The sequence below is a fragment of the Vibrio natriegens NBRC 15636 = ATCC 14048 = DSM 759 genome (assembly GCF_035621455.1).
In the GTDB taxonomy this organism is placed as follows: domain Bacteria; phylum Pseudomonadota; class Gammaproteobacteria; order Enterobacterales; family Vibrionaceae; genus Vibrio; species Vibrio natriegens.
The window spans coordinates 511,931-535,721 of sequence record NZ_CP141822.1 but is presented as its reverse complement, the minus strand read 5'-3'; the positions used below and the strand labels follow the sequence as shown (position 1 = coordinate 535,721).

At 44.9% G+C, this 23,791-nt stretch carries 21 protein-coding genes; 5 read left to right on the top strand and 16 right to left on the bottom strand.

Translation table 11 applies throughout. The features are described from left to right. Positions 1–32: 32 nt before the first annotated feature. Positions 33–1,595 carry a murein biosynthesis integral membrane protein MurJ gene (murJ, locus tag VER99_RS02450; RefSeq protein ID WP_024372783.1) on the bottom strand — a complete coding sequence of 521 codons (1,563 nt, stop codon included), beginning with the start codon at positions 1,593–1,595 and terminating at the stop codon, positions 33–35. Positions 1,596–1,889: 294 nt separating this feature from the next. On the opposite strand from murJ, the gene rpsT reads away from it, so the two are divergent. After that, positions 1,890–2,150, top strand: a complete 261-nt coding sequence (rpsT, locus tag VER99_RS02445; protein WP_014230864.1) for a 30S ribosomal protein S20 — start codon at positions 1,890–1,892, stop codon at positions 2,148–2,150. 190 nt (positions 2,151–2,340) lie between these two features. Here the strand turns inward: rpsT and VER99_RS02440 are convergent, their stop codons facing one another. Further along, positions 2,341–2,637, bottom strand: a complete 297-nt coding sequence (locus VER99_RS02440) for an ArsR/SmtB family transcription factor (RefSeq protein ID WP_014230863.1) — start codon at positions 2,635–2,637, stop codon at positions 2,341–2,343. Positions 2,638–2,929: 292 nt separating this feature from the next. Next, positions 2,930–3,820, bottom strand: coding sequence for a transcriptional activator NhaR (gene nhaR, locus VER99_RS02435; RefSeq protein ID WP_014230862.1), 891 nt, complete (start codon positions 3,818–3,820; stop codon positions 2,930–2,932). A 382-nt stretch (positions 3,821–4,202) separates the two neighbouring features. On the opposite strand from nhaR, the gene VER99_RS02430 reads away from it, so the two are divergent. Together VER99_RS02430 and VER99_RS02425 are read left to right on the top strand one after the other, a co-directional pair. Continuing rightward, entirely contained in the window at positions 4,203–5,348 is a 1,146-nt protein-coding gene (locus VER99_RS02430; RefSeq protein WP_024372782.1) for a Na/Pi symporter, read from the top strand. A gap of 207 nt (positions 5,349–5,555) precedes the next feature. Further along, on the top strand, positions 5,556–6,698 hold the full coding sequence (locus VER99_RS02425) for a flavohemoglobin expression-modulating QEGLA motif protein (RefSeq protein ID WP_020335924.1): 1,143 nt from the start codon (positions 5,556–5,558) through the stop codon (positions 6,696–6,698). A gap of 61 nt (positions 6,699–6,759) precedes the next feature. On the opposite strand, the gene VER99_RS02420 is transcribed toward VER99_RS02425, so the two are convergent. Genes VER99_RS02420 through rppH form a run of 5 tightly spaced genes read right to left on the bottom strand, consistent with a single transcriptional unit; the run spans position 6,760 to position 12,053 of the window. Then, positions 6,760–7,611 (bottom strand): thymidylate synthase, encoded by an 852-nt coding sequence (locus tag VER99_RS02420; RefSeq protein WP_020335923.1) that lies wholly within the window; start codon positions 7,609–7,611, stop codon positions 6,760–6,762. A gap of 9 nt (positions 7,612–7,620) precedes the next feature. Continuing rightward, a complete protein-coding gene (gene lgt, locus VER99_RS02415; RefSeq protein ID WP_020335922.1) occupies positions 7,621–8,442 on the bottom strand; it encodes a prolipoprotein diacylglyceryl transferase in 822 nt (273 codons plus the stop codon). Positions 8,443–8,481: 39 nt separating this feature from the next. Beyond that, complete coding sequence (locus VER99_RS02410) at positions 8,482–9,273, bottom strand: sulfite exporter TauE/SafE family protein (protein ID WP_014230857.1); 792 nt, start codon at positions 9,271–9,273, stop codon at positions 8,482–8,484. Positions 9,274–9,282: 9 nt separating this feature from the next. Beyond that, positions 9,283–11,529 carry a phosphoenolpyruvate--protein phosphotransferase gene (gene ptsP, locus VER99_RS02405; protein WP_020335921.1) on the bottom strand — a complete coding sequence of 749 codons (2,247 nt, stop codon included), beginning with the start codon at positions 11,527–11,529 and terminating at the stop codon, positions 9,283–9,285. A gap of 2 nt (positions 11,530–11,531) precedes the next feature. Then, on the bottom strand, positions 11,532–12,053 hold the full coding sequence (gene rppH / locus VER99_RS02400) for an RNA pyrophosphohydrolase (RefSeq protein WP_005381953.1): 522 nt from the start codon (positions 12,051–12,053) through the stop codon (positions 11,532–11,534). A 618-nt stretch (positions 12,054–12,671) separates the two neighbouring features. On the opposite strand from rppH, the gene mutH reads away from it, so the two are divergent. Continuing rightward, entirely contained in the window at positions 12,672–13,352 is a 681-nt protein-coding gene (mutH, locus tag VER99_RS02395; protein WP_014230855.1) for a DNA mismatch repair endonuclease MutH, read from the top strand. 16 nt (positions 13,353–13,368) lie between these two features. Here the strand turns inward: mutH and VER99_RS02390 are convergent, their stop codons facing one another. After that, entirely contained in the window at positions 13,369–13,680 is a 312-nt protein-coding gene (locus tag VER99_RS02390; RefSeq protein WP_014230854.1) for a DUF6482 family protein, read from the bottom strand. A 151-nt stretch (positions 13,681–13,831) separates the two neighbouring features. On the opposite strand from VER99_RS02390, the gene VER99_RS02385 reads away from it, so the two are divergent. Next, on the top strand, positions 13,832–14,866 hold the full coding sequence (locus VER99_RS02385; RefSeq protein ID WP_020335920.1) for an NADP(H)-dependent aldo-keto reductase: 1,035 nt from the start codon (positions 13,832–13,834) through the stop codon (positions 14,864–14,866). 132 nt (positions 14,867–14,998) lie between these two features. Here the strand turns inward: VER99_RS02385 and VER99_RS02380 are convergent, their stop codons facing one another. The 7 genes from VER99_RS02380 to xerD form a co-directional block, all read right to left on the bottom strand. Continuing rightward, positions 14,999–15,250 carry a hypothetical protein gene (locus VER99_RS02380; protein WP_020335919.1) on the bottom strand — a complete coding sequence of 84 codons (252 nt, stop codon included), beginning with the start codon at positions 15,248–15,250 and terminating at the stop codon, positions 14,999–15,001. A 524-nt stretch (positions 15,251–15,774) separates the two neighbouring features. Then, positions 15,775–17,109 (bottom strand): cyclic-di-GMP-binding transcriptional regulator VpsR, encoded by a 1,335-nt coding sequence (gene vpsR / locus VER99_RS02375; RefSeq protein ID WP_014230851.1) that lies wholly within the window; start codon positions 17,107–17,109, stop codon positions 15,775–15,777. 246 nt (positions 17,110–17,355) lie between these two features. Next, the gene (gene lysS / locus VER99_RS02370) at positions 17,356–18,873 is read right to left on the bottom strand and encodes a lysine--tRNA ligase (protein ID WP_014230850.1); all 1,518 of its coding nucleotides are present in this window, start codon (positions 18,871–18,873) and stop codon (positions 17,356–17,358) included. 42 nt (positions 18,874–18,915) lie between these two features. Next, positions 18,916–20,014 (bottom strand): peptide chain release factor 2 gene (gene prfB, locus VER99_RS02365; RefSeq protein ID WP_118117739.1). Its coding sequence is split into 2 segments (ribosomal slippage): positions 18,916–19,938 and positions 19,940–20,014, totalling 1,098 coding nucleotides; the frame shifts between segments, so codons are not numbered across the junction. A gap of 161 nt (positions 20,015–20,175) precedes the next feature. Next, positions 20,176–21,915 (bottom strand): single-stranded-DNA-specific exonuclease RecJ, encoded by a 1,740-nt coding sequence (gene recJ / locus VER99_RS02360; protein WP_014230848.1) that lies wholly within the window; start codon positions 21,913–21,915, stop codon positions 20,176–20,178. A 44-nt stretch (positions 21,916–21,959) separates the two neighbouring features. Then, positions 21,960–22,748: a bifunctional protein-disulfide isomerase/oxidoreductase DsbC gene (gene dsbC, locus VER99_RS02355; RefSeq protein ID WP_020335915.1), complete on the bottom strand. Its 789-nt coding sequence runs from the start codon at positions 22,746–22,748 to the stop codon at positions 21,960–21,962. Positions 22,749–22,806: 58 nt separating this feature from the next. Then, positions 22,807–23,724, bottom strand: a complete 918-nt coding sequence (gene xerD, locus VER99_RS02350) for a site-specific tyrosine recombinase XerD (protein ID WP_014230846.1) — start codon at positions 23,722–23,724, stop codon at positions 22,807–22,809. Between the last annotated feature and the right edge of the window lie 67 nt (positions 23,725–23,791).

Genomic DNA, 23,791 nt, shown 5'->3' with positions numbered 1-23,791 from the left:
TGTGAAACTGACGGATTATATACTAATCACCCTTACTCTGTCCCAGCTTTTAGGTCTTTTAAGCGCACACCTGTTAAAAATAGAACGACAAGGTAAACCGCCGCTCCCAACGCGATCAACATTCCTAACACACCGCTACGGTATGCAAAACTCCACTCGAGCCAGACAGACATATCTTCCAATTGCCACAAAATCGCTGCAACCATCGCAGCCCCGGCAATCACCAAGCGTATAATAAAGAAGACAGTGCGCTTAGTTATCTGATAAACCTCAGCTAAGTGCAAACCTCGGTATAGCAGCACCATATTGACGAGAGCAGATAACGCGGTTGCGATAGCCAAACCAACATAGCCATAGAAATAAGCGAAAATGGCATTAAATACCATGTTCGTCACCATAGCTATGATGCCGTATTTCACCGGCGTTTTAGTATCCTGACGCGAGTAGTAGCCCGGTGCGAGTACCTTGATCAACATAAAGTTCAGTAAGCCAGATGCGTAGGCTAACAGAGAAAGTGAAGCTTGGTGTACGTCCTGCGGCGAAAACTCACCACGCATAAATAGCACCATCAGCATTGGTTTCGCCAACACCATCAACCCCAACATGGCTGGAATACCGAGTAGCGTAACCATGCGTACACCCCAGTCCATGGTATGAGCAAATCCTTCGCTGTGGGCATCAACGTGCTTACGAGAAAGTGCCGGTAGAATCACGGTTGCAATAGCAATACCAAAGAGCCCAAGAGGAAACTCCAGCAAGCGATCTGAGTAATACAGCCAGCTGATTGACCCTGTCTGGAGAAAACTGGCAATAAAGGTATCAAACAATAAGTTGATCTGGCTGACTGAAACACCAAACAAAGCAGGGATCATCAAGGTACGTATCTTTACTACCCCCGGATCGCGCCAACCCCATTTAGGTTTGACCATCACGCCTGCTTTAATAAGGAAAGGAATTTGAAACAGGAACTGAACTAAGCCACCTAAGAAAACACCAATCGCAAGGCCAATCTCAGGCTGTGACATCTGCGGCGAAATAAACCAAGCCGACAGTATGATCATGACGTTCAAAAATACGGGGGTAAATGACGAAACGGCAAACTTACCGAGTGTATTGAGGATCGCGCCAGACAGTGCGACGAAAGTAATGAACCATAAATATGGGAACGTAATTTTGAGCATCATACTAGCGAGCTCAAACTTTTCGGCAGATGGCCCGCCGTTCATCCAATCTAAAAACCAGCCGAAGCCGAATAGTGCGGTGACGACGCCAGAGCCAAGTACGCCAAGCAGGGTCACTACCGAAACGATGACCCCGAGAGTCCCCGCGGCTCGGGCGATGAGCTCCCGTGTTTTGTCCATATCGCCTTGAGCATGGCTTTCGGTTAGTACTGGTACAAATGCTTGAGAAAATGCACCTTCTGCAAACAAACGACGTAAGAAGTTTGGAATTTTATTAGCAAAGAAAAAGACGTCTGCGCTTGCTCCTGCCCCCATTAAATTCGCCACTACCACATCACGGACTAAGCCTAAAACGCGCGAAATAAGAGTCATAGCACTGACGATCATGCCTGACTTGAGTAGTCGTTTACTCACTGTAACCTCGGAATATCACTATAAGACAGCCAACCCTATACCGTTAAGCTTGTGGAGGCTCTAAATAGACGTCAAAAATTTATCCACCTATTGTTAGTTCTGAGTGGATAATTATTAGCATTGGTATAAAAATGCTGTTAGAATCCCCGCCATCTTAACCGCGATGACCTCTCTTACCAAAACTTGTTTTGGTTTAGAACGGTTTTTGCACAAATCATTTGACATTTAAGCGCAAATGAGGGATATTCCTCGCCCTTAAATTGTCACAGAACTAAGTTTTTGGGAGTTAGACCCTTGGCAAATAGTAAATCTGCTAAGAAGCGCGCTATCCAAGCTGAGAAACGTCGTCAGCACAATGCTAGCCGTCGCTCAATGATGCGTACTTACATGAAGAAAACTGTTGCTGCTATCGAAGCAGGCGACAAAGAAGCTGCAACTGCTGCATTCGCTGTAGTTACACCTATCCTAGACCGCATGGCAACTAAAGGCCTTATTCACAAGAATAAAGCAGCTCGCCATAAGTCTCGTTTCACTGCACAAATCAAAGCTCTTTAATAGAGTCCTGATTTTAAAGTGAAGAAAAAACCGACTTTATGTCGGTTTTTTTATATCTGAAATTCGTCAAAATCGATATCAAGATAAAAAAAGCTGGCACTGCCAGCTTTTCTTTTTCTGATGACCAATCTAGTGGCTTCTCAACGCTGCCAGACTGAAATCACCATGTCACATTCTTTAATCAAAATGATTAATTGGCACAGTATAGGCCGTGAAGCGTTTTGATCAGTGTTTTGACCTCGTCACTCTTCAAGGTGTAATACACCGTTTGCGCTTCTTTTCTTGTTGCCACTAACTCATCACGTCGTAGCCAAGCAAGGTGCTGTGACAACGCCGACTGGCTCAGCTCCAATTTTGCACACAGCTCTCCAACAGAAAGCTCTTGGTTATGCAGCATACAAAGAATTTGTAAGCGTCTTTCGTTCGCCATCGCTTTAAGCAATACGACAGCTTTAGCGGAGTTTTTCTCCATGTCTTGTAAATTCATGTGTTGGACCTCTAGCTACAACTTACTCATTCCAACTCGGGCTAGCTAGTTGTGATACAAAAATTTTCTCGTGACATCCAGATAAATAATCAGAGTCTCAATATTGATAACTTTAACCTAGGTTCTCGATTACAGGTAAAGCTAGTAAGTCTTAACCACCAGCGTTCATTCACCCTATCTCGATACGCCATTTGCACGTTCAAAAAACCAGTCGAAGTTATTTAAGTCTCATTTAGATTTAGGTTTATATTTTTGTCGATAGTAATCTATTTATTTGCGCAACGATACGTGTTTATTCAAACATTTGGCTAAAATCAGCGTCACAAACATTCTTTACTGCGGGATGCTGGATCATCCGCTCCGCAAAAATAACATAATACTCTTCTTTTAAATCATCCACATGACCGATTAGTTGTAACTTTCGGTCGTCTTCAATTTCGGACATGTACATGGTCGGAGCCAGAAATATCACATCATCATGGTATCGTGCGAAGGCCTTCATCAAGGCAACATCGTCAAACTCACCTAAAATATCAGGCTGTAAACCTTGTCGGTCAAACCACTGAATGACTTTGCGCCCCATTGCTGTACGACTTGCTGGTATCAACAGTTTTTTCTGTTCCAATATTTCGGGGAAATTCACCTCTCCAATTTCAAACGAGGCAAAGAAACTCATGCGGCTTTCCCCGAGTTTCTTACTATAGAGGCCTGGGCTTTGAGTTGAGTCGACCGGGCAGTCAGATAAGATCATATCCAGTTTGTGTTGAGATAATCTTTCTAATAAGAGTTCATGGGTCGATTCATAACAGCGCAGATGGATACTGTTATCTTCAGGAACGGTTGTCATGAGTACTTTACTAACCAGACGCTTTGACAATGCATCAGCCACACCGACCTCAAACAAAATATTGGAGTGCTGGCTATAATTCACGATATCTAGCATCTCATAGCTCAAACCGAACATTCGGTCGGCGTATTTAAACACCAGCTGACCTAATTCTGTGGGCTCAACGGTTCGCCCATTGCGCTTTGTCAGCTTCCCTTTCATTCGCTCTTCGAACGCTTTAATTTGTCCGGTCACCGTTTGCGGTGTGAGGAAGAGCGCATCTGCTGCTTTAGTAACAGAGCCTTGTTTACAGACCATCCAGAAGTAGTAAAGATGATTATAATTTAGATGTGACATACCCATTTCCCGAAATGATGGTGATGTTTTTATATCAAATGTGACAGGGATAGACAATTAACTCGGCAAAACCGACAAAATAATCATTTAAACTCAGGTTTTACCGAATATGTAATATTCACATTGTCATAAAACTTGCGATAAAACCCATTTTTACGAAATTAGCCCCGCATAACGCCACCAGAAATCAAAAATAAAAACCATTTAAAAACAGCAACTTAAAATAACAAAAACAACCACAAACTTGCAACTGTCAAAAATGACAATAAAAAATCCAAACCGCCATCAATCTGTAATATTACTGAAATATTTCTTCTCTAACATCGCCCTCAGTTTCAACTAAAGACCAAGAAAGAACTGAAAGGTCACGGAGAAAATTATGATGAACCAAGCTACTTCAACAGCGGCGCCGATCTCGAGTACGACTCGCTGGTTACGCTGGGCTAACTTGGCATTCATGCTATACCTGCTTCTTCTAGCAGTATCGATGGTTGGTAGCGGCTTTAAATGGGCCACTGGCGATCAAGCAAAAGTACTGTTTGAATTTGCATCGCACCCTGTAGCTGGTCTTATGATCGGTCTGGTAGCGACAGCCCTAATCCAATCTTCTAGTACTGTAACTTCTATTATTGTGGGCTTAGTTGCGGGCGGTTTGCCTGTAGAGACGGCGATTCCTATGGTAATGGGTGCCAACATTGGTACAACGGTTACTAATACTCTTGTTTCTCTAGGTCACGTTCGTTGTAAAGAAGAGTTCAAGCGTGCATTTGCTAGTGCAACCATCCATGACTTCTTCAACTTACTTGCTGTGGCGATTTTCCTTCCTTTGGAAATGATGTTCGGCATCTTAGAGAAGATTTCTCATTGGCTTGTTTCGCCGTTACTTGCAACTGGCGACATGAGCATTAAAGGCTTTAACTTCATTAAACCAATGACGAAACCTGTTGTGAGTGCAATCAAAGAGCCTCTTTCAACATTCGGTGACACAGTTGGTGGCGTGATGCTTATCATCCTTGGTATTGCAACTATCTTCGTTGCTATCACTGTGATGGGTAAACTGATGAAGAGCCTAATGGTTGGCCGAGCTCGTGACATTCTTAAGAACGCAATTGGTCGTGGTCCAATCCACGGTATCCTTTCTGGTTCTATCGTTACTGTTCTTGTGCAATCATCTTCAACAACCACGAGTTTGATGGTTCCACTAGTGGGTACTGGCGTGCTAAAAGTACGTGATATCTACCCATTTACACTAGGTGCTAACATTGGTACATGTATCACAGCTCTACTGGCAGCAACGGCTGTATCTGGTGAGTTCGCAGTATTTGCACTACAAATCGCTCTGGTACACCTAGTATTCAATATTGCAGCAACGCTACTTATCTTCGGTATTCCGTTCCTACGTGAACTACCACTGAAAGGCGCTGAAATGATTTCAGAGATGGCAATTAAGAACAAAGCCGTTGTTGGTGGCTACTTGATGTCTGTATTCATTATTTTGCCAGGTGCGATTCTTGCTCTGACTGCATAATAATAACGAATTACCATCGCTTTACTTTAGGCTCCACATTGTGGAGCCTTTTTTGTATCCGCCATTTTCACAAGTATTGTTCAATGTTAAAGAGGATGAACAACAAATATTTGTTGTTCAAGTCACGTGCCTGGTGATAATTTGAGCCTTACCACTCGAATCAATCACGATGACGGTTGGTGTTGCCTTTACACGGAGTTAAACAGTATGGCTCAAGCTCACGAATCGATTTCCAGCCAGCTATTAGCAATAGACGAACAACTAACCCAATTGGTTAGTGATATTGATATCCTCAGTAGCGTAAACCCTCTCAATTACGCATTAGAAAGAGAAAGCTTCATCAACAACAAGTATTCTCAAGAGCCTAACTTTGAATACCAAAAGACGCCTCTTATCACCCACCAATCCAAACGTCTTTTGTATGAGTTACCATTAGAAAATATCAAGGATACACAACTGCAAAAACTTTATGCGGACGTGATTCAATCCTATGCCGATAAGCTTGATCAGGTAGATACCATTGGTACCCAAGATTTTCTGTATAACTCGTTGCGTTACTACGGTGAGCCTAGTGCAAAGGATATCGCCAATGCACACTTCATCTTGCACTTACCAACGGAAGAAGAAAGCCAGCCAGAGCATGACAGCCATTCCATCGCTCAGTTCATGGGGAGCTTTGCAGATAGACATGGCTATGATTGTGAAATACAGGTGCTTGATGGCATGCTAGCAAATGCCCTTGTTTCTGGCTTACGCGTAAAAATAAACAGTGCTGCATACATCACGACTGACGAGCTAGAAGCATTGGCTCATCACGAGATGGGGGTTCATTTACTGACAACCATTAACGGCCGTAGACAACCACTTAACGTCTTAAGTTTAGGTTGCCCTGCCAATACCAATACGCAGGAAGGTTTAGCGATTTTATGTGAGTACCTTTCCGGGCACTTTAGCATCAAGCGATTACGTACACTGGCTCTTCGTGTGTTAGCGGTTGAATCAATGATCAAAGAACGTGATTTCCGCCAAACCTTCAGGCTGCTTAAAGAGCAATACCATACTTCCGATACACAAGCCTTCACGATTACCGCTCGTGTTTACCGCGGTGGTGGCCTGACAAAAGACTACTTATACCTACGTGGGTTTCGAGAAGTGCTCAACGCTTACGATAATCTGGGGAACGATTTCTCATTACTCTTGTGTGGTAAAACAGAGCTGAAATACTTCGATATGATTCGCTCACTGGTTAACAAAGGCATCTTTGCCCAACCAGAATTCATCAGCCCTGCACTGTCTCATCCTCAGCAAACTGACCCAATACACCGGTATATAGTCAGCGCGCTAAAATAATTGCCGTAAACGAAAAAAAGCTCCATTCGGAGCTTTTTCATCTTATGACCAACAGAGCAGACTACACAGAGAATGGGTAGCGAATTGCGTCATGATATTCGTAACCTTCGACCCAGAAGTCATCCAGCGTGACCCAAGTTTCCAAATCTTCCAGAGATTTGATTTCAGGATTGATGTGGAAAGTTGGTGCTTTAAGTGGTTCACGTTTTAGTTGCACATCACGCATCAACTCCAGCTGATCTTCATAAATATGTGCATTCACAATCTTATGATACGCCTGACCCGGCTTCTTACCGGTAATTTGCGCCATGATAGCCAGGAAAACATAAACCTGAACCATGTTGAAGTTCAGCCCCAACGGCACATCACATGAACGTTGTGTGCTGTTGAGGTACAACGTGTCACCGAGAAGTGAAAAGTGATGGCTGTACATACATGGACGTAAACAACCCATGTGAAATTCACCAGGGTTGTAAAAGTTAAGGATCTCACCACGGTCGTCTACGCCGCGCGTTAAATCATCAACAATCTTACGCAGTTGGTCAATGTGGCCGCCATCAGGCTTAGCCCATGCACGACCTTGAACGCCGTATACACGGCCCATGTCGTCTTCACCTTTACGGTAAGGGTTATTCAGCCATGCGTCATTCTGGTTAGCATTTGCATCCCAGGTTTTGGTGCCCAATTTGCGAAAGTCTTCTGCGTTGTCATAACCACGGATGTAACCCAGTAGCTCAGCAACAGCCGCTTTCCAGAAGCTTTTACGTGTCGTCACTAAAGGAAATTGGTTGTTCGCAACATCGTAGGTCAAATCCGCGTTGATCACCGTCAGACAACGCTTGCCTGTACGCTCATTTTCAACCCAAACACCTTGGTCAACGATACGCTGACACAAATCTAAATACTGTTTCACACCAATACCTTACTTCGTTTTAATTGGAGCTTTATCTTGGTAAAGACCACGTTTGTACGCCCAAACCATCATCAGGATTCCCAGCACGATCATCGGCGTAGACAGGATTTGTCCCATCGAAATAAAGTCACCAAACAGACCAAGCTGAGCATCCGGTTCACGTACAAACTCTACTAGGAAGCGGAATGTACCATATCCAGCTAAAAATAGCCCTGATACTGAACCGAGAGGACGCGGCTTTTTGATAAACCAGTTCAAAATGAAGAAGAGAACCACGCCTTCCAGCGCCATTTCATACAACTGGGAAGGGTGACGAGGCAGAGGACCACCGTTCGGGAAGATAATCGCCCAAGGCACATCGGTGACACGCCCCCACAGCTCACTGTTCATGAAGTTACCCAGACGCCCCATTCCCAAACCAAACGGCACAAGTGGAGCAATAAAATCGGCCACACCAAAGAAAGTACGGCCGTTTTTGCGTGCGTACCAGAACATTGCGGTAATCACGCCGAGTAAGCCGCCATGGAATGACATGCCACCCGTCCAGACTTTAAACAGGTATAAAGGATCAGCCAGGAACAACTCAAAATTGTAGAAAATCACGTAACCTACTCGGCCACCAATCACTACGCCGAGAAAGCCCGCAAACAATAGATCGGACACCTGCTCTCTCGTCCAGCCACTGTTCGGTTTATCAGCACGGCGGTTCGCCAGCCATAAGGCAAAGATAAAGCCAACCAGATACATTAAGCCGTACCAGCGGATTGAGACAGGACCAATAGAGATTAAAACCGGATCAATATTGGGAAATTCGATGAATCCCTGAGACATAAATCATTCTCTTCTTAATACAAATAAAACGGATAAAATTTACAGTAACATGGTCGCCGCAATGATAATCAAAAATACGGCAAAAACTCTTTTTAATACTGCTGTAGGAAGACGGGTCGCCAGCTTCGCGCCAACTTTGGTGGTGAGCATAGAGGTCATGGCAATCGCTAATAAAGCCGGAAGATAAACATACCCAATACTGTACGCAGGTAAATTCTCAGCTTTGTAGCCGTGCAAGATAAAACCGATCATACCTGAAATAGCGATGACGCAGCCGCACACCGAAGACGAGCCCACCGCTTTTCGCATTTCAACACCATGTTTGTTGAGGAAAGGAACGGACAGTGAACCACCACCAATCCCAGCCAAACTGGACACGACACCAATGCCAGCGCCATACATTACGGTAACCGGGCTGCTCGGCATGGGTTTAGATTTCAGTACTTTTATTGAGCGGAACATTTGTACTGCAAGAAGCAGCACAATCACACCAAAGAGCTTTGGCAAATAATGCGTGGGAATTAATTCAGCTAAACTGGCACCGACAAAACCACCAATTACCACTCCCGGCATCAACCACTTGACCACAAACATATCGACATTACCGAGTTTGAGATGATGCATGGCCGATGAGCCAGAGGTAATAATAATGCTCGCCAGTGAGGTTGCCAGCGCAATATGCATACTCAGCTCAGGCGAAATACCTGCAAAAGGAAGAAGATACAGCAAGGCAGGTACCACAATTAACCCGCCGCCGATACCTAACAGACCCGCCATGACACCGACAAACGCGCCCAATGCCAGCAATAACAAAAATAAAGAGACAGTCACGATTACCTACTACTTTTTGCCTGCCCTAATAAAGCCAGCGAATCCTTGTTGGATAAAGAAATCATGCATCATTTGATGAATTTCTTCTCCATATGAAAGTGTCATAGCTTGTTCCGCTAATTTTTTAAGTTCTTCTTGTTGGCTGTGACGAATCAAATACTTAACCTTAGCGACGTTAGACGTGTTCATGCTCAGACATGTATAGCCCAAGCCCAATAACAAGAGCGAACCAAACGGATCACCAGCTAACTCACCACAGATGCAAACCGGTACGTGATATTGCTGACAAACGTCATGAATCTGCTTTAGCGCCAGCAACACGGCTGGGTGCATGGATTCATAGACATCAGAAACACGGGAATTGTTCCGGTCCACGGCTAATAAATACTGTGTTAAGTCGTTGGTACCCACTGAAACGAAATCAACGCGATGCGCGATGGTCGGTAACAAATACACCATCGATGGCACTTCGATCATAACCCCGACTTTCGGTGCCTGAATACGATCATCAATCAACACGGCTTCAGTATATGCCTGATTAATTAAAGTAATCGCATCATCCAACTCTTTCACACCAGAGACCATTGGCAACAAAATACTTAAGTTACCGCTATCAGCGCTTGCTCTTAACATCGCGCGTAACTGGATAAGAAAAATATCCGGGTGATCTAAGGTAAAGCGAATACCGCGCCAACCTAAAAATGGGTTGTCTTCATCGATCGGTAAATACGGCAGTGGTTTATCCCCACCGATATCTAATGTACGCATTACCACACGCTGATGTGCGTAACTGTTTAGTATCGCTTTGTATTGATGATACTGCTCATCTTCAGATGGAAAGTGATGCTGAAGTAAAAATGCAATTTCAGTTCGATATAACCCTACCCCATCCACACCTGTGTTGATCGCAATATTGCTGTCCGCGCTGAGACCCGCATTGAGCATCACTTCAATCTGGTGGTTATCTTGCGTAATCGCAGGTAGTGCGAGATCTTTGTTCACCATTGCGGCGAGCTCAGTCTCTTCGCTGACTAAACTGCGGTATTCACGTAATAACTGACGGTTTGGCTCGAGGAAAATCTCTCCGGTATAACCATCAACAATGCCCAACTTACCATTGACCACTTCTGTGTTGATGTTTGCGCCCATAACAGCAGGCACACCTAGTGCGCGAGATAGAATCGCCGCGTGAGAGTTTGCTCCCCCTTCTAGCGAAACCACCGCCAATAAGTGTTCTTTAGGAACCGACGCAAGTAAGGTTGCAGTAAGCTCATTCGCCACCATAATGACTGGTCGGTCAATGGCAGAATTCTCTTGTTCACTATTGTGCAAGAAATAAAGCAATCTTTGGCCCAACTCTCTAATGTCCTGCGCTCGCTCGCGCATATACACATCAGACATTCGGGCAAATCGATTTGAATACGACTCCACCACTTGGCGCAATGCCCAATCAGCTCTGTCGCCTTTCTCAATTTGTTTCTTGAGATCACCGCGCAACATCGGATCGTTCAACAAGTGAGTAAACAAATCGAAGATAGCTAACGCGTCTTTATTGATTTCACTATCCAGCTTCTTACGCATTCGGCGGAAGTCATTTAAGGCGCCTTCGATCGCCACCAGCAAGAGTTCATATTCTCGCTCTTTGTCTAACGTAGAGGCAGGAAAAACATCGGACAAGCTAGGTTGAGTATTATCAAACCAGAACTCGCCAATCGCCACGCCAGTAGACGCTGGTACGCCTTTAAGAACAGTAGGTTTAGAAGCTAACTGCCAATGGCCAAGACTTTGCGCATGAGCAATCAATACCGCTAACTGAGCGGAGAGCGTCACGAGGAATGACTCTTCCATCTCGCTGAACAAACGCGGCGTTTTCTGTTGAATAACTAAAACACCCAGAACTTGTTTGCGATGGATAATAGGAGTGGCTAGGAAGGAGTGGAAAATTTGTTCTCCGAGCTGAGGGAAAAATTTAAACTCGGGATGTTTAGACGCTTCAGCAAGGTTGAGCGGCTCAGCGCTACGTTTTACTAACCCGACCAAGCCTTCATTGAAGTTGATATGGATGCTATCACCTTCAAAAGTCAGGCCTTGAGTTGCCATTAACTCAAGGCGCTGCATCTCTTCATTAGCAAGATAAATAGTACAACACTCTGTGCGAAGGGCAGCACAAGTCTCTTTAACCAATATATCGAGAGCCAGATGGACATCGTCGACTCTGGAGACTTTTTCAACTATTTCCCTTAGCTGGCTGAGCATGACTATCCTCTACGTTGCTTTTTTCTTTTCCCTTTCGCTTTTCTTTCTCGAAAAGGCATGGCTAAAGAAGCAAACTCTTTCATTGCTCGACGGTATACGTCTCGCTTGAAAGAAACAACTTGCCTAACCGGGTACCAATAACTTACCCACCGCCAACCATCAAATTCAGGGGATTTCCCACGTTGCATATTAATGCGAGATTCATCGCATTCCAATCGCAACAGAAACCATTTCTGTTTTTGGCCGATACAAACAGGCTTGGAGTCCCAACGCACCAGTCGCTTTGGTAGCTTATATCTTAACCAATGACGACTTGTTGCAATGATTTTAACGTCTTTTTTCGTTAAACCGACTTCTTCATATAACTCCCTGAACATTGCTTGCTCAGGTGTTTCACCTTCGTCAATTCCACCTTGTGGAAATTGCCATGAGTGTTGCCCGTATCGTTTAGCCCAGAAGACCTGACCATGGTTATTACATATCACAATACCAACATTCAGTCGGTAACCATCGCCATCTATCACTGGCTAACCTCTATGAATAATTTTTTATTACCGTGATTTTTCCACATATCCCCATGACTAGCAAACTTACTGATGTGATATGAGCAAGATTTATTACTTTTCCACCATCATTGGATATCTTTTAGCCATAAAATACTTTATCAACACAAGAGTGAGACATTGCCCACATTTATTCACCTTTTCTGTGAATAACTTTGTGAAGAATTCGATAGCAAAAAGTATTTCTGTTCAAAACATTCGCAAACCACTTGGTTAATATTAATGACAACTGAAAATAAATATTTGATTAATATCACTTTAAACCCAAACTCGATGATTAAATGATCAAAAATCAACTGATGATCTTTTCATCAAAAACAGATCGGTTAAAGATCCACCAACCTGCAATTTATCCACACTTATCCAGCGTAGCTTCACGACATCCTAATAAAATCAAGCCTAAAAACCGTTTAAAACCCCTGTTAATTCATCCAGCACCGGCTTAGATCCAATCACTACCCCATCTACCTGTGGATAAGTTATGAATTGATCATTCTTAATCCACCTCGATGAAATCTTAAACAGTGCTTTTTTGCGGAATTTGTTAAACTGTATGTTTTGAAATAATCCCCATTCATTATGAAACCAGAACCACAAACAGAATCAGAGCTTATGGAGCGTGCTCACGATATCGCCGGTCTCAGCTTTGCGGAACTTGCAGCAGAAGCCGATATGATCGTTCCTGAGAATTTAAAGAGGGACAAAGGCTGGGTGGGTCAGTTACTTGAATGGCATTTAGGCGCACCAGCGGGCAGTAAACCCCAACAAGACTTTTCCAAACTGGGGATCGAACTCAAAAGTATTCCAATTGGTTATTCAGGCAGACCGTTAGAAACCACGTTCGTCTGTGTCGCCCCCCTAACTGGCGTGCAAGGCCTGACATGGGAAACAAGCCACGTACGAAACAAGCTCTCTCGTGTACTTTGGGTGCCCGTTGAAGGAGAGCGAGAAATTCCTCTTGCTGAGCGTCGTGTCGGCAGCCCTCTGATTTGGTCGCCCGATGAAGAAGAAGAGCGCATTTTACGTTGCGACTGGGAAGAATTGATGGAAATGATCGTACTGGGCAAATTTGATCAAATATCCGCCAGACACGGAGAGGCACTGCATCTGAGACCAAAAGCCGCCAATGCCAAAGCACAAACAGAAGCTTACAGCTCAAATGGCAAGCCGATAAAAACTCTGCCCCGAGGTTTCTACCTAAGAACACAATTTACCGAGCAGATTTTGTTGAAGCACTACATCAACGCCCAATCGGAGTAAGGCAGCTTACCGACATTTAGTGTGTGATGAGTGACAATTCAATATCACAATATGAAGCGACCTCATCACTGCCGCACTCGTCGTACGCATTGTGCAACCTCAAATATGCTTTGTCGAACCCCAACCTGAGCAGCTCTTCTTTCACCAATTCTAACGATCCGAAATGAATAGGTTCTTCGCCATCTTTGATCGGTTCCAGTTGGTGTTTGTATTCCACTGCTAGCAAATAGTCAGAGACATCAGAGCAACCTATCACAAAGACCTTAGGCATTTTATAGCTGTCTTTGTGCTGACCATGTAACCACATGTCCAATTGATGCTTCTGCATGATTCACCTCCTTTACCACTTGCTCTAAGTGTAGTTACGGTATGAATAGCTTTCGAGTCATCGATATGGTTAAACGTAAATCATTTGCGAGAGCGCCTAAAAATCCCCTATATTGGAAGAACTTATTAAGTCGGTAACTCAAGGAAGTGAAATGCAATACACCAAACTACCGCACTCATCGCTCGAGATAAGTAAGATTTGTCTTGGGACCATGACGTTCGGAGAACAAAATACAGAAAAAGAAGCGTTTGAGCAGCTCGACTTTGCCCTGGATCATGGGGTGAACTTCATCGATACCGCTGAGATGTACCCTGTGCCACCACAAGCATCGACACAAGGACTGACCGAACAATACATTGGAAATTGGCTAGCAAAATCAGGCAAACGAGAAAAAGTCGTACTGGCAACAAAAGTCGCCGGACCGAGAAGCGTTCCCTATATTCGCGACAACATGAGCCTGAATCGTCGTAATATTCACGATGCCATTGATACAAGCCTGGAACGACTACAAACGGATTACGTTGATCTATACCAATTGCACTGGCCACAACGTCAAACTAACTGCTTCGGACAACTGAATTACCCTTACCCAGACAAACAAGAAGAAGTGACCTTAATCGAAACACTAGAAGCATTAACCGAGCTGGTCAATGCGGGTAAGGTTCGCTATATCGGCGTATCAAATGAAACACCTTGGGGCGTAATGTCGTTGCTACGCTTAGCAGAAAAGCACGACTTGCCACGTATCGTATCCATTCAAAACCCGTATAACTTACTCAACCGCAGCTTTGAAGTGGGCTTATCCGAAATTAGCCACTACGAAGGCGTCCAACTACTGGCCTATTCCCCTCTCGCATTTGGTTGCCTGAGCGGTAAATATCTCAACGGAGCGAAACCAGAAGGCGCCCGCTGTACTAAATGGGAGCGCTTTGCTCGTTACTTTACGCCTCAGGGCCTCAAAGCAACCGAAGCGTATGTGAATCTGGCGAGAGAGCACGGTTTAGATCCGGCTCAAATGGCTCTGGCCTTCGTTAATCAGCGTCCGTTTGTCGCTTCAAATATTATTGGTGCCACTAACCTAGATCAGCTAAAAGCCAACATTGATAGTATTGATCTCCAACTCAGTGAAGAGCTGCTAACTGAAATTCAAACCATAGGCACCACTTATTCCAACCCTTGTCCATAAATGCAAACAGGCTGACCATAAAGGTCAGCCTGTTTCGTTCTATTTGGATTAACTCTTTCAAAGTTCTGTATTTATAGCGTGCCGAACTTACGTCTCATAGATAGCAACAGACAAAGCCCAACACGCTATAAATTACGTCGGTATTCGCGCAGTTAAAACACGACGAAGATGACGAACTCGACGCTCAACCATAACAGTGTCAGGAACACTTACGCGTGTAGAGCGACCTTCAGGATCCATACCAATATCCTTCAATAAGTGCACATTAGTCCACGGAATATCATGAGCAGAGCGGCGAACTTTGCGTTGCCATTCCTTTTCTTCACGTCTTAAGTCTGCTTTCAAAAGTAGAGTGGCAAGTTTCAAGTAAATAGAGTGACGCATAATATTTTCTCCAAGTATCAATAGAGGTCGACTGGGAAAAATAGTGCGCAGAGAAACAGATTGAACTGTGGTACTAAACCGCCATTTTTCCGCAGCCTAGTAAAAAATAAGATAGGTTACGGGTTAATTTTTATCTCGTGAGCCAGTGGTAGTATTGGTATCTGCCGATTTTAGAGGTGTCGGTGCGATAGAAATACAATCAGCGCAAGTCATGGTGTTATCAACGTAATGTTTCATCTTGCGCCTCCTAGCTAAAAAATTAATCCGTTTATGAAGTGATATAACTCTTTGAGTTACGGTTAAATTGTAAGCTCTGGTGTTTATTTATCAAACAATTTTTGCCGTCTCGATAAAAAACAAATCAATAACCTGAAATCAAGTTGCATATGTTTTTTTGAATAACATATTCATCTAGGGAATATATAAATCATCGAATTTTATAAATCATAAATATAGAAAAACAAAAGCGACCATTGGCCGCTCTTGTTATTTCAATCTATTCCGAATCAATGAAGACATATGGCTTAGATAGTTTGGTCTGAAATTAAATTATGCTTGTTGAGAAGGCGGTACATGGTTGCACGCGAGACACCCAGCTCTTTAGCAGCATTCGACACTTGGCCTGAGTGCGACTCCAAAACTACAAGCAATGCATCACGTTCGCTCTTTTCGCGAATCGATTTCAGGCTTCGTTTGGAGTCATTGCGTTGAGGCAGATCTAAATGATGCTCGTCAATCACAACGCTGTCAGACATTAATACTGCACGTTTGACTTGATTCATTAGCTCGCGCACATTGCCAGGCCAGTAGTAACGCGTCAGAGCTTTTAGGGCATCTTCTGAGAAGCTTTTCGCTTGAGAGTTGTACTCTTTTGAAAACTCTTGCAAGTAGAAACGCGCCAATAACGCAATGTCGCTGGCACGCTCTTTAAGGCTAGGAACACTAATTCGCAACACGTTAATGTAGTGATAAAGCTCTTCGTTGAAGTCACCGTTAATCAGCGCTTTCTCTACATCAGATGAGTTCGCCGCAAGAATACGAACGTTAACACTTTTCACACCGTCAGCGGTTTCGACAGTGCCTTCTTGCAAAAATCTCAACAAATTCATTTGTTGTTGCTTAGAGATGGTAAGCACGTCATTAAAAAGAACGGTACCACCATCAGCCTGTTCCAGTAAGCTTGGACCTATTGAACTGTTCGCTGCCATACCAAACACTTCCGCTTGGAATCTCTGCTCGTTCAAAGCTCGGCAATTAATCGACATAAACGGTTTGTGAGAACGGGAAGAGACCTTATGAATCGCTCGGGCGACCGCTTCTTTTCCGGTACCGCTTTCTCCAGAAATAAGGATACTGACGTCTGTTGGACCAATACGCTTCACCTGATCTCTCAAACGTTTCATTGGGATTGATTCTCCCAACAGGCCCATATCAAGACTGTTACCAAAACTTGGCCACACTTTCTTTTCTAATTTCAGCATACCAAGCTGGTGACCGATGGTGCTTAATAGTTGCGCGTCAGGAATTGGAGCAGTGAAGAAGTCGATACAAAAGTTGACGATAAACTGGCAGATCGTATCAGCACCCAGCTGAGACTCTCTGATGAATGCCAGCCAACGCACGTGCTTATGAGAGCTCACCAAATTAGCCAAACCGTTTAAGCTGAACTCATCATGGCTAAGGTCTACGATACCAATACAGGGACCAATATCTTCCAACAACGCATTAGCTTTACGTAAATCACCTACCTGGTGACACTTCCAGCCAACTTGCTCTAATACTGATAACCAAGGCTCATACGTGCCGCCAACGACGACAAGCGACCCCGGAATGGAATCCATCTTAAACTGCCCAGCCATTCTCTAACCCTTATTATTTATTGTTGATAAAATATTTGTGAAAAGCCCATCTGTGCGAACGGGTAACATTATCGAGACTCCGATCGCTCAAGTCTGTCTCAATATTAAGACTATGCAATAGATTGAGTTTTGGCGAATGTTTATTTGCATATCCTATAAAGAATTTAATGCAATTGTCTGAATTGGTTTAAATTAAAGGCAAAAAAAAACCACCCTAAGGTGGTTTTTATTTTATTTCTCAATCAATTACGCTTGTGGGCGCATCGCTGGGAATAAAATCACGTCACGAATGGTGTGCGTGTTAGTAAATAGCATTGCCAGACGGTCGATACCGATACCTTGACCAGCTGTTGGCGGAAGGCCGTGCTCAAGTGCAGTGATGTAGTCTGCATCGTAGAACATTGCTTCGTCATCGCCTGCGTCTTTCGCGTCAACTTGTGCTTTAAAGCGCGCGTCTTGGTCTTCAGCATCGTTAAGCTCAGAGAAACCGTTCGCCACTTCACGACCACCGATAAAGAACTCGAAACGGTCAGTGAAGAATGGGTTGTCATCGCTACGACGTGCCAGTGGAGAAATATCCGCTGGGTAGCCAGTGATGAAAGTCGGTTGAATCAGTTGAGGCTCAGCCGTTTCACCAAAAATTTCTTCAAGAAGCTGACCACATGTCCAGAATGTTTCCACTTCAACGTGTACTGATTTCGCAATCGCAACCATCTTCTCACGGTCTTGTAGATCCGCTTCTGTTAGTGCTTGGATTTCTGCATGCTCAGGGTTGTAGTGTTTGATTGCTTCAAACATGCTCATGCGAGCGTAAGTACCGCCAAATTCAACAGTCTCTTCGCCGTAAGGCATTGATGTAGAACCCAGAACTTCCATCGCCACTGTGCTTAGCATCTCTTCAGTCAGATCCATCAGATCTTTGTAGTCAGCGTAAGCTTGGTAGAATTCCATCATTGTGAATTCTGGGTTGTGACGAGGAGACAGACCTTCGTTACGGAAGTTACGGTTGATTTCGAATACACGATCAAAACCACCTACAACCAGACGCTTCAGGTACAGCTCAGGAGCAACACGTAGGAACATGTCGATGTCCAGAGCGTTGTGGTGAGTGATGAATGGACGCGCAGTCGCACCACCAGGGATCACATGCATCATCGGCGTTTCCACTTCTAGGTAGCCTTTTGAGCTCATGAAGTTACGAATCGCAGACACTAGCTTAGAGCGAATGATGAACGCTTTACGTGAATCTTCGTTCACGATTAGATCTACGTAACGCTGACGGTAACGCATTTCCTGGTCAGTCAGACCGTGGAATTTTTCTGGTAGAGGACGCAGCGCTTTAGTTAGCAGTTCGTACTCTTCCATGTTTACGTATAGGTCGCCTTTACCAGACTTGTGTAGGGCACCTTTCACACCGATGATGTCACCGATGTCTAAACCTTGGTATTTAGCTTTAAGCTCTTTCTGTACGTCTTTTGCAGCGTACGCTTGAATACGGCCAGAAGTCTCTTGAATTACTAGGAAAGGACCACGCTTAGCCATGATACGGCCAGCGATTGCAACAACGTGGTTAAGCTCTTCTAGCTCTTCCTTAGTCTTCTCACCGAACTCTTTTTGAAGGTCGCCCGCTAGTGCGTCACGACGGAAGTCGTTTGGGTGGCCGTTTGCTTTGCAGCTCTTACGGATCTCGTCCAGTTTCGCGCGGCGTTCAGCAATCAGCTTGTTTTCTTCTTGTACGTTGTCGTTTTGAACAGCATCAGTCATTTTTCGATGTATCCTGTTTCGATTTGAGTGTCGGTGAAAAGCTTAAAGACCTGACTTCAGGCTAGCTTCAATAAATTTGTCTAGGTCGCCGTCAAGAACCGCCTGAGTGTTACGGTTTTCAACGCCTGTGCGTAAATCTTTGATACGCGAGTCATCCAGTACGTAAGAACGGATCTGGCTGCCCCAACCGATGTCAGATTTCGCATCTTCATTTGCTTGCTTCTCGGCATTCTGTTTTTGAAGTTCAAGTTCAAACAGTTTTGCACGAAGCTGCTTCATTGCTTGATCTTTGTTCTTATGCTGAGAACGGTCATTCTGACACTGAACCACAGTGTTGGTTGGAACGTGCGTAATACGTACCGCAGATTCTGTGGTGTTAACGTGCTGACCACCCGCACCAGACGCTCGGTAAACGTCGATACGTAGATCGGACGGGTTAATGTCGATATCAATGTTGTCATCAATCTCTGGGTAAACAAACGCAGAAGCAAATGATGTATGACGACGGCCGCCTGAATCAAATGGCGATTTACGAACCAAACGGTGAACGCCCGTTTCTGTGCGTAACCAACCGTAAGCGTACTCACCAGAGATACGAACCGTTGCTGACTTCAGACCCGCAACTTCACCTTCAGATACTTCGATCACTTCCGCTTTAAAGCCTTTTGCTTCAGCCCAACGTAAGTACATACGTAGCATCATGTTGGTCCAGTCTTGAGCTTCTGTACCGCCCGAGCCAGCTTGCAAGTCGATGTAACAATCAGAGCTGTCGTGATCGCCTGCGAACATACGACGGAACTCAAGCTGCTCTAGCTTCTCTTCTAGCTCAGCAAGTTCTGGTTCGATTTCGTCAAACGTTTCTTGATCTTCTTCTTCAACCGCAAGCTCCAGAAGACCTTCAACATCTTCCACACCTTGCTCAAGTTGATCAATGGTTTCAACAACCGCTTCTAGCGATGCACGCTCTTTACCTAGTGCTTGCGCACGTTCAGGCTCGTTCCATACATCTGGTTGTTCTAGTTCTGCGTTTACTTCTTCTAGACGCTCTTTCTTAGCGTCATAGTCAAAGATACCCCCTCAGGACATTTGTGCGCTCAGACACGTCCTGTAGACGGTTTTTAATTGGATTGATTTCAAACATGTTTACTCAACATTTTAGAATAGAATTTAACCGAGGAATTCTACTGAAAAATGTGACGGAGATACAGGAAAATTTCGAATGGAAAGGCAGATTAAGTCAAGAAAAAGTACGGTCCCGCGCGTAAAGGAGACCGTACTCGATATCTGAGAAGAACTTAGTTCTTACTTAGCTTCAATGTGATCAATCATAAGTTGCAGAGATTGATTTCCACGGAATTCGTTCACATCCAATTTGTATGCTAAACGCACCGTTTTTACCGACGCATCCGGCCAGCGACGCAAATCGACATTGAACGCGATTCCATCAATCATCACGTTGGTTGGATGACCTTTATGCAGTGGCTCTAACATTAATTTCAGGTGTTTTTCTCCCACCAACTTTTGATGTAATACCTTAAACTCACCATCAAAAACCGGTTCAGGGAACGCCTGTCCAAACGGGCCACCAGCGCGCAGAAGCTCAGCAACATGCATCGAAAATTCTTCCGGCTTAAGTTCGCCGTCCGAAAGGATCACGCCTTTTAACGCGGCGTCATCAAGCTCTTTCTTAACCACTTCATCGAATAAACGGCTAAAGCGCTCAAAATCCTGTTCTTTAATGGTTAATCCAGCCGCCATCGCATGGCCACCGAACTTGATGATCAACCCCGGATTTTGTGTATCGATAAAATCGAGCGCATCACGCATGTGCAGACCAGGGATCGAACGGCAAGACCCTTTGATCGTCCCTTCACCACCGTCGGCAAAGGCAATCACTGGGCGATGGAATTTTTCTTTAATACGCGAGGCAAGAATACCAATCACACCCTGATGCCAGTCGCGCTGAAACAGAGCCAAGCCATAAGGTAACTCACTGTTTTCACCAAACTGCAGGCGCTCACAAAAGGCCATGGCCTCCTGCTTCATTCCTTCTTCGATCTCTTTACGGGTTTGGTTGAGGCCATCAAGTTCACTGGCCATTCGGCGTGCGGCATGGATGTTGTTACACATCAGCAGCTCGACCCCGAAAGACATGTCGTCCAAACGACCTGCCGCGTTAATCCGCGGGCCAAGAGCAAATCCAAAATCCGACGCAACCAGACGACGGGCGTCGCGTTTAGCCACTTCAATCAGCGCTTGAATTCCCGGACGAGCTTTACCAGCACGAATACGTTGCAGGCCTTGATGAACCAGAATACGGTTATTCTCATCCAGTGGCACAACATCCGCCACCGTGCCTAATGCAACAAGATCAATCAGTTCCATCAGTTTAGGCTCTTGCATCCCTTGCTCGGCAAACCAGTTCAGTTTGCGCATGTGAACGCACAGCGCCATCATCAGATAGAACGCAACTCCAACCCCAGCCAAAGCTTTAGATGGGAACGCGCAGCTTTCCAAGTTTGGGTTGACCATAGCATCCACGTCAGGAAGAACTTGCCCTGGCAAGTGGTGGTCAGTGACGAGTACCGTGATGCCATTTTCTTTGGCATAGCGAACCCCTTCAATCGAAGAGACGCCATTGTCCACGGTCATGATCATCTCAGCGCCAAGTTCCAGAGCTTGATCAACCACTTCCGGACTAAGGCCGTAACCGTCTTCAAAACGGTTTGGCACCAAGTAATCCACATTGGCACTGCCCAGCATTCGTAACGCCATCACTGACAATGCGGAACTGGTCGCGCCATCGGCATCAAAGTCCCCTACGACGATAATGCGCTTTTGTTCTTTAATAGCTTGGAACAAAAGTGCAACCGCCTGATCAATACCACCCAGTTTTTGATACGAGTGTAAACCACGTGCTGAGGTTTCCAGCTGTGCCATATCCGTGATGCCACGATTGATATAGATGCGCTTCAAAATCGGGGGGATGGAATCCGGCAGAAGGGAAAGATCCGGTTCCGGACGTCGTTGAATTTCTATCATGCTTGAAAAGAGCCAGCGGTGCGGCTGGCTCTGCTCCTAAAGGATTATTGTTGCTCTAAACGGTTTAGTAGATCAGCAGGAGGCAGATAGCCGCCTACCATTTCACCGCCAGGTAGGAAGATTGCTGGCGTACCAGAAATACCAAGCTGTCGACCTACATTGTAATGTGCCTGAACCGTTTCTTTACACTGATTCAAGTCCTTCGCAGGGTTGTCGAAAGTACGATTTACTTTCGCATTGTGGATAGCGGCTTTCGGATCATCTGCACACCAAATTGTTGCCATTTGATCAGCAACTGGCCCCGTCGCGCCTTGGCGTGGGTAAGCCATGTAGCGGACGGTAATACCTAAATCATTGTAGCCCTGCATTTGGTTATGCAGACGCACGCAGTAACCACATGTAATGTCGGTAAATACGGTCACTGCATACTTTTCATTATCAGCCTTGAACTCAATCATGCTGTCAGAAAATTCTGCAATCTTCGCAGCATTGAGTGGTGCCTGACGCTCGGCCAGCACATCTTTATAACCACCATTTTCATCAATCGCATACAAGGTGCCAGCGATGAAGTGATTGCCATCATTAGACGCGAATAAAATGCCACCATTGGTTTGGATTTCTAACAAACCTGTGACGTCTGATGGTTTGATATCCACAATCGATAAGCCAAGTTTTGAAAACTTTGCTTTTAATGCTGCTTCATCAAAGTGTTGTTGCGCCATTGGGGCAACTTGTTGTGCTGGAGTTTCCGTTTTAGCCTGACTTTCTTCCGCCCCACAAGCGGTAACAAAAAATGGTAAAGTCAGCAGAGTTAGTCGGCGTAATACGCTCATTAAAATCACCTTAAAAATACGTTCTTTCGTCCAATGAGAAGGGATGAATAAACCATCACTATGCTCTTGGGTGGTGTTGACTGTGGATCTGCTTCAGTCGTTCAGTCGCCACGTGAGTATAAATTTGCGTGGTCGATAAGTCACTATGCCCTAGTAGCATCTGTACGACCCTGAGATCTGCGCCATAGTTCAGTAAATGTGTTGCAAAAGCGTGACGTAACACATGCGGCGATAATTGATCGGTATCGATTCCCGCTATCACAGCATAGTATTTAATACGATGCCAGAACGTCTGACGAGTCATTTGCCGTGCGCGTTTACTTGGGAAAACCACATCCGAAGAGGTCTCTCCCAGCAGTGCTGGCCGACCTTGCTGAATAAAAGTTTCAATCCAGTCCACGGCGTTCTCACCCATCGGTACCAAGCGCTCTTTGCCGCCTTTACCCGTCACTCGGACCACGCCCTGACGCAAACTGACGTTTTCCATCGTCAGGCTTACCAGTTCAGTAACACGAAGCCCTGTCGCGTAAAGTAACTCTAACATCGCTTTATCGCGCAATTCTACCGGGTCATTAGGATCAGGCGCATCCAGCAAAGCATCGACTTGCTCTTCGCTGATATCTTTCGGTAAACGCTGCGGTAGTTTAGGGCTAACTAACAATGCACTTGGGTCATCGGCGCGTACTTTTTCGCGATGAAGATACTGAAACAGACGGCGAATCGCCGATAACATTCGTGCACGGGAAGTCTGTTTGTAATCTAAATCGACCAAGTAGCTTTGATACTCTTGAAGGCCAGCTAAGCTTATAAAATCGAGACGGTAACGCTGTTGCTCCATCCAGGTAAGAAGTTTAATTAGATCATTTCGGTATGAAGCTAGCGTGTTCTCAGACAGTCCTCGCTCCATCCACATCGCGTCTAAGAATTGCTCCACAAAAGCAAAATCTTGTTGATTGACAGGCAGCTGTGCTGTCATTCGCGCTTCCTTTTTTGTTTTTTTAATTAACCTCTGAGGGTAAGACAGCCCCTGTTTGAATACCATA

Excerpts from the sequence above, each read along its gene's own strand:
- VER99_RS02380 (WP_020335919.1), bottom strand. The coding sequence starts at position 15,250 with ATGCGTCACTCTATTTACTTGAAACTTGCCACTCTACTTTTGAAAGCA.
- VER99_RS02425 (WP_020335924.1), top strand. The coding sequence starts at position 5,556 with ATGGCTCAAGCTCACGAATCGATTTCCAGCCAGCTATTAGCAATAGAC.
- VER99_RS02390 (WP_014230854.1), bottom strand. The coding sequence starts at position 13,680 with ATGCAGAAGCATCAATTGGACATGTGGTTACATGGTCAGCACAAAGAC.
- dsbC (WP_020335915.1), bottom strand. The coding sequence starts at position 22,748 with ATGAGCGTATTACGCCGACTAACTCTGCTGACTTTACCATTTTTTGTT.
- recJ (WP_014230848.1), bottom strand. The coding sequence starts at position 21,915 with ATGATAGAAATTCAACGACGTCCGGAACCGGATCTTTCCCTTCTGCCG.
- VER99_RS02440 (WP_014230863.1), bottom strand. The coding sequence starts at position 2,637 with ATGAATTTACAAGACATGGAGAAAAACTCCGCTAAAGCTGTCGTATTG.
- VER99_RS02430 (WP_024372782.1), top strand. The coding sequence starts at position 4,203 with ATGAACCAAGCTACTTCAACAGCGGCGCCGATCTCGAGTACGACTCGC.
- lgt (WP_020335922.1), bottom strand. The coding sequence starts at position 8,442 with ATGTCTCAGGGATTCATCGAATTTCCCAATATTGATCCGGTTTTAATC.
- vpsR (WP_014230851.1), bottom strand. The coding sequence starts at position 17,109 with ATGGCTGGGCAGTTTAAGATGGATTCCATTCCGGGGTCGCTTGTCGTC.
- nhaR (WP_014230862.1), bottom strand. The coding sequence starts at position 3,820 with ATGTCACATCTAAATTATAATCATCTTTACTACTTCTGGATGGTCTGT.
- VER99_RS02385 (WP_020335920.1), top strand. The coding sequence starts at position 13,832 with ATGCAATACACCAAACTACCGCACTCATCGCTCGAGATAAGTAAGATT.
- ptsP (WP_020335921.1), bottom strand. The coding sequence starts at position 11,529 with ATGCTCAGCCAGCTAAGGGAAATAGTTGAAAAAGTCTCCAGAGTCGAC.
- mutH (WP_014230855.1), top strand. The coding sequence starts at position 12,672 with ATGAAACCAGAACCACAAACAGAATCAGAGCTTATGGAGCGTGCTCAC.
- xerD (WP_014230846.1), bottom strand. The coding sequence starts at position 23,724 with ATGACAGCACAGCTGCCTGTCAATCAACAAGATTTTGCTTTTGTGGAG.
- lysS (WP_014230850.1), bottom strand. The coding sequence starts at position 18,873 with ATGACTGATGCTGTTCAAAACGACAACGTACAAGAAGAAAACAAGCTG.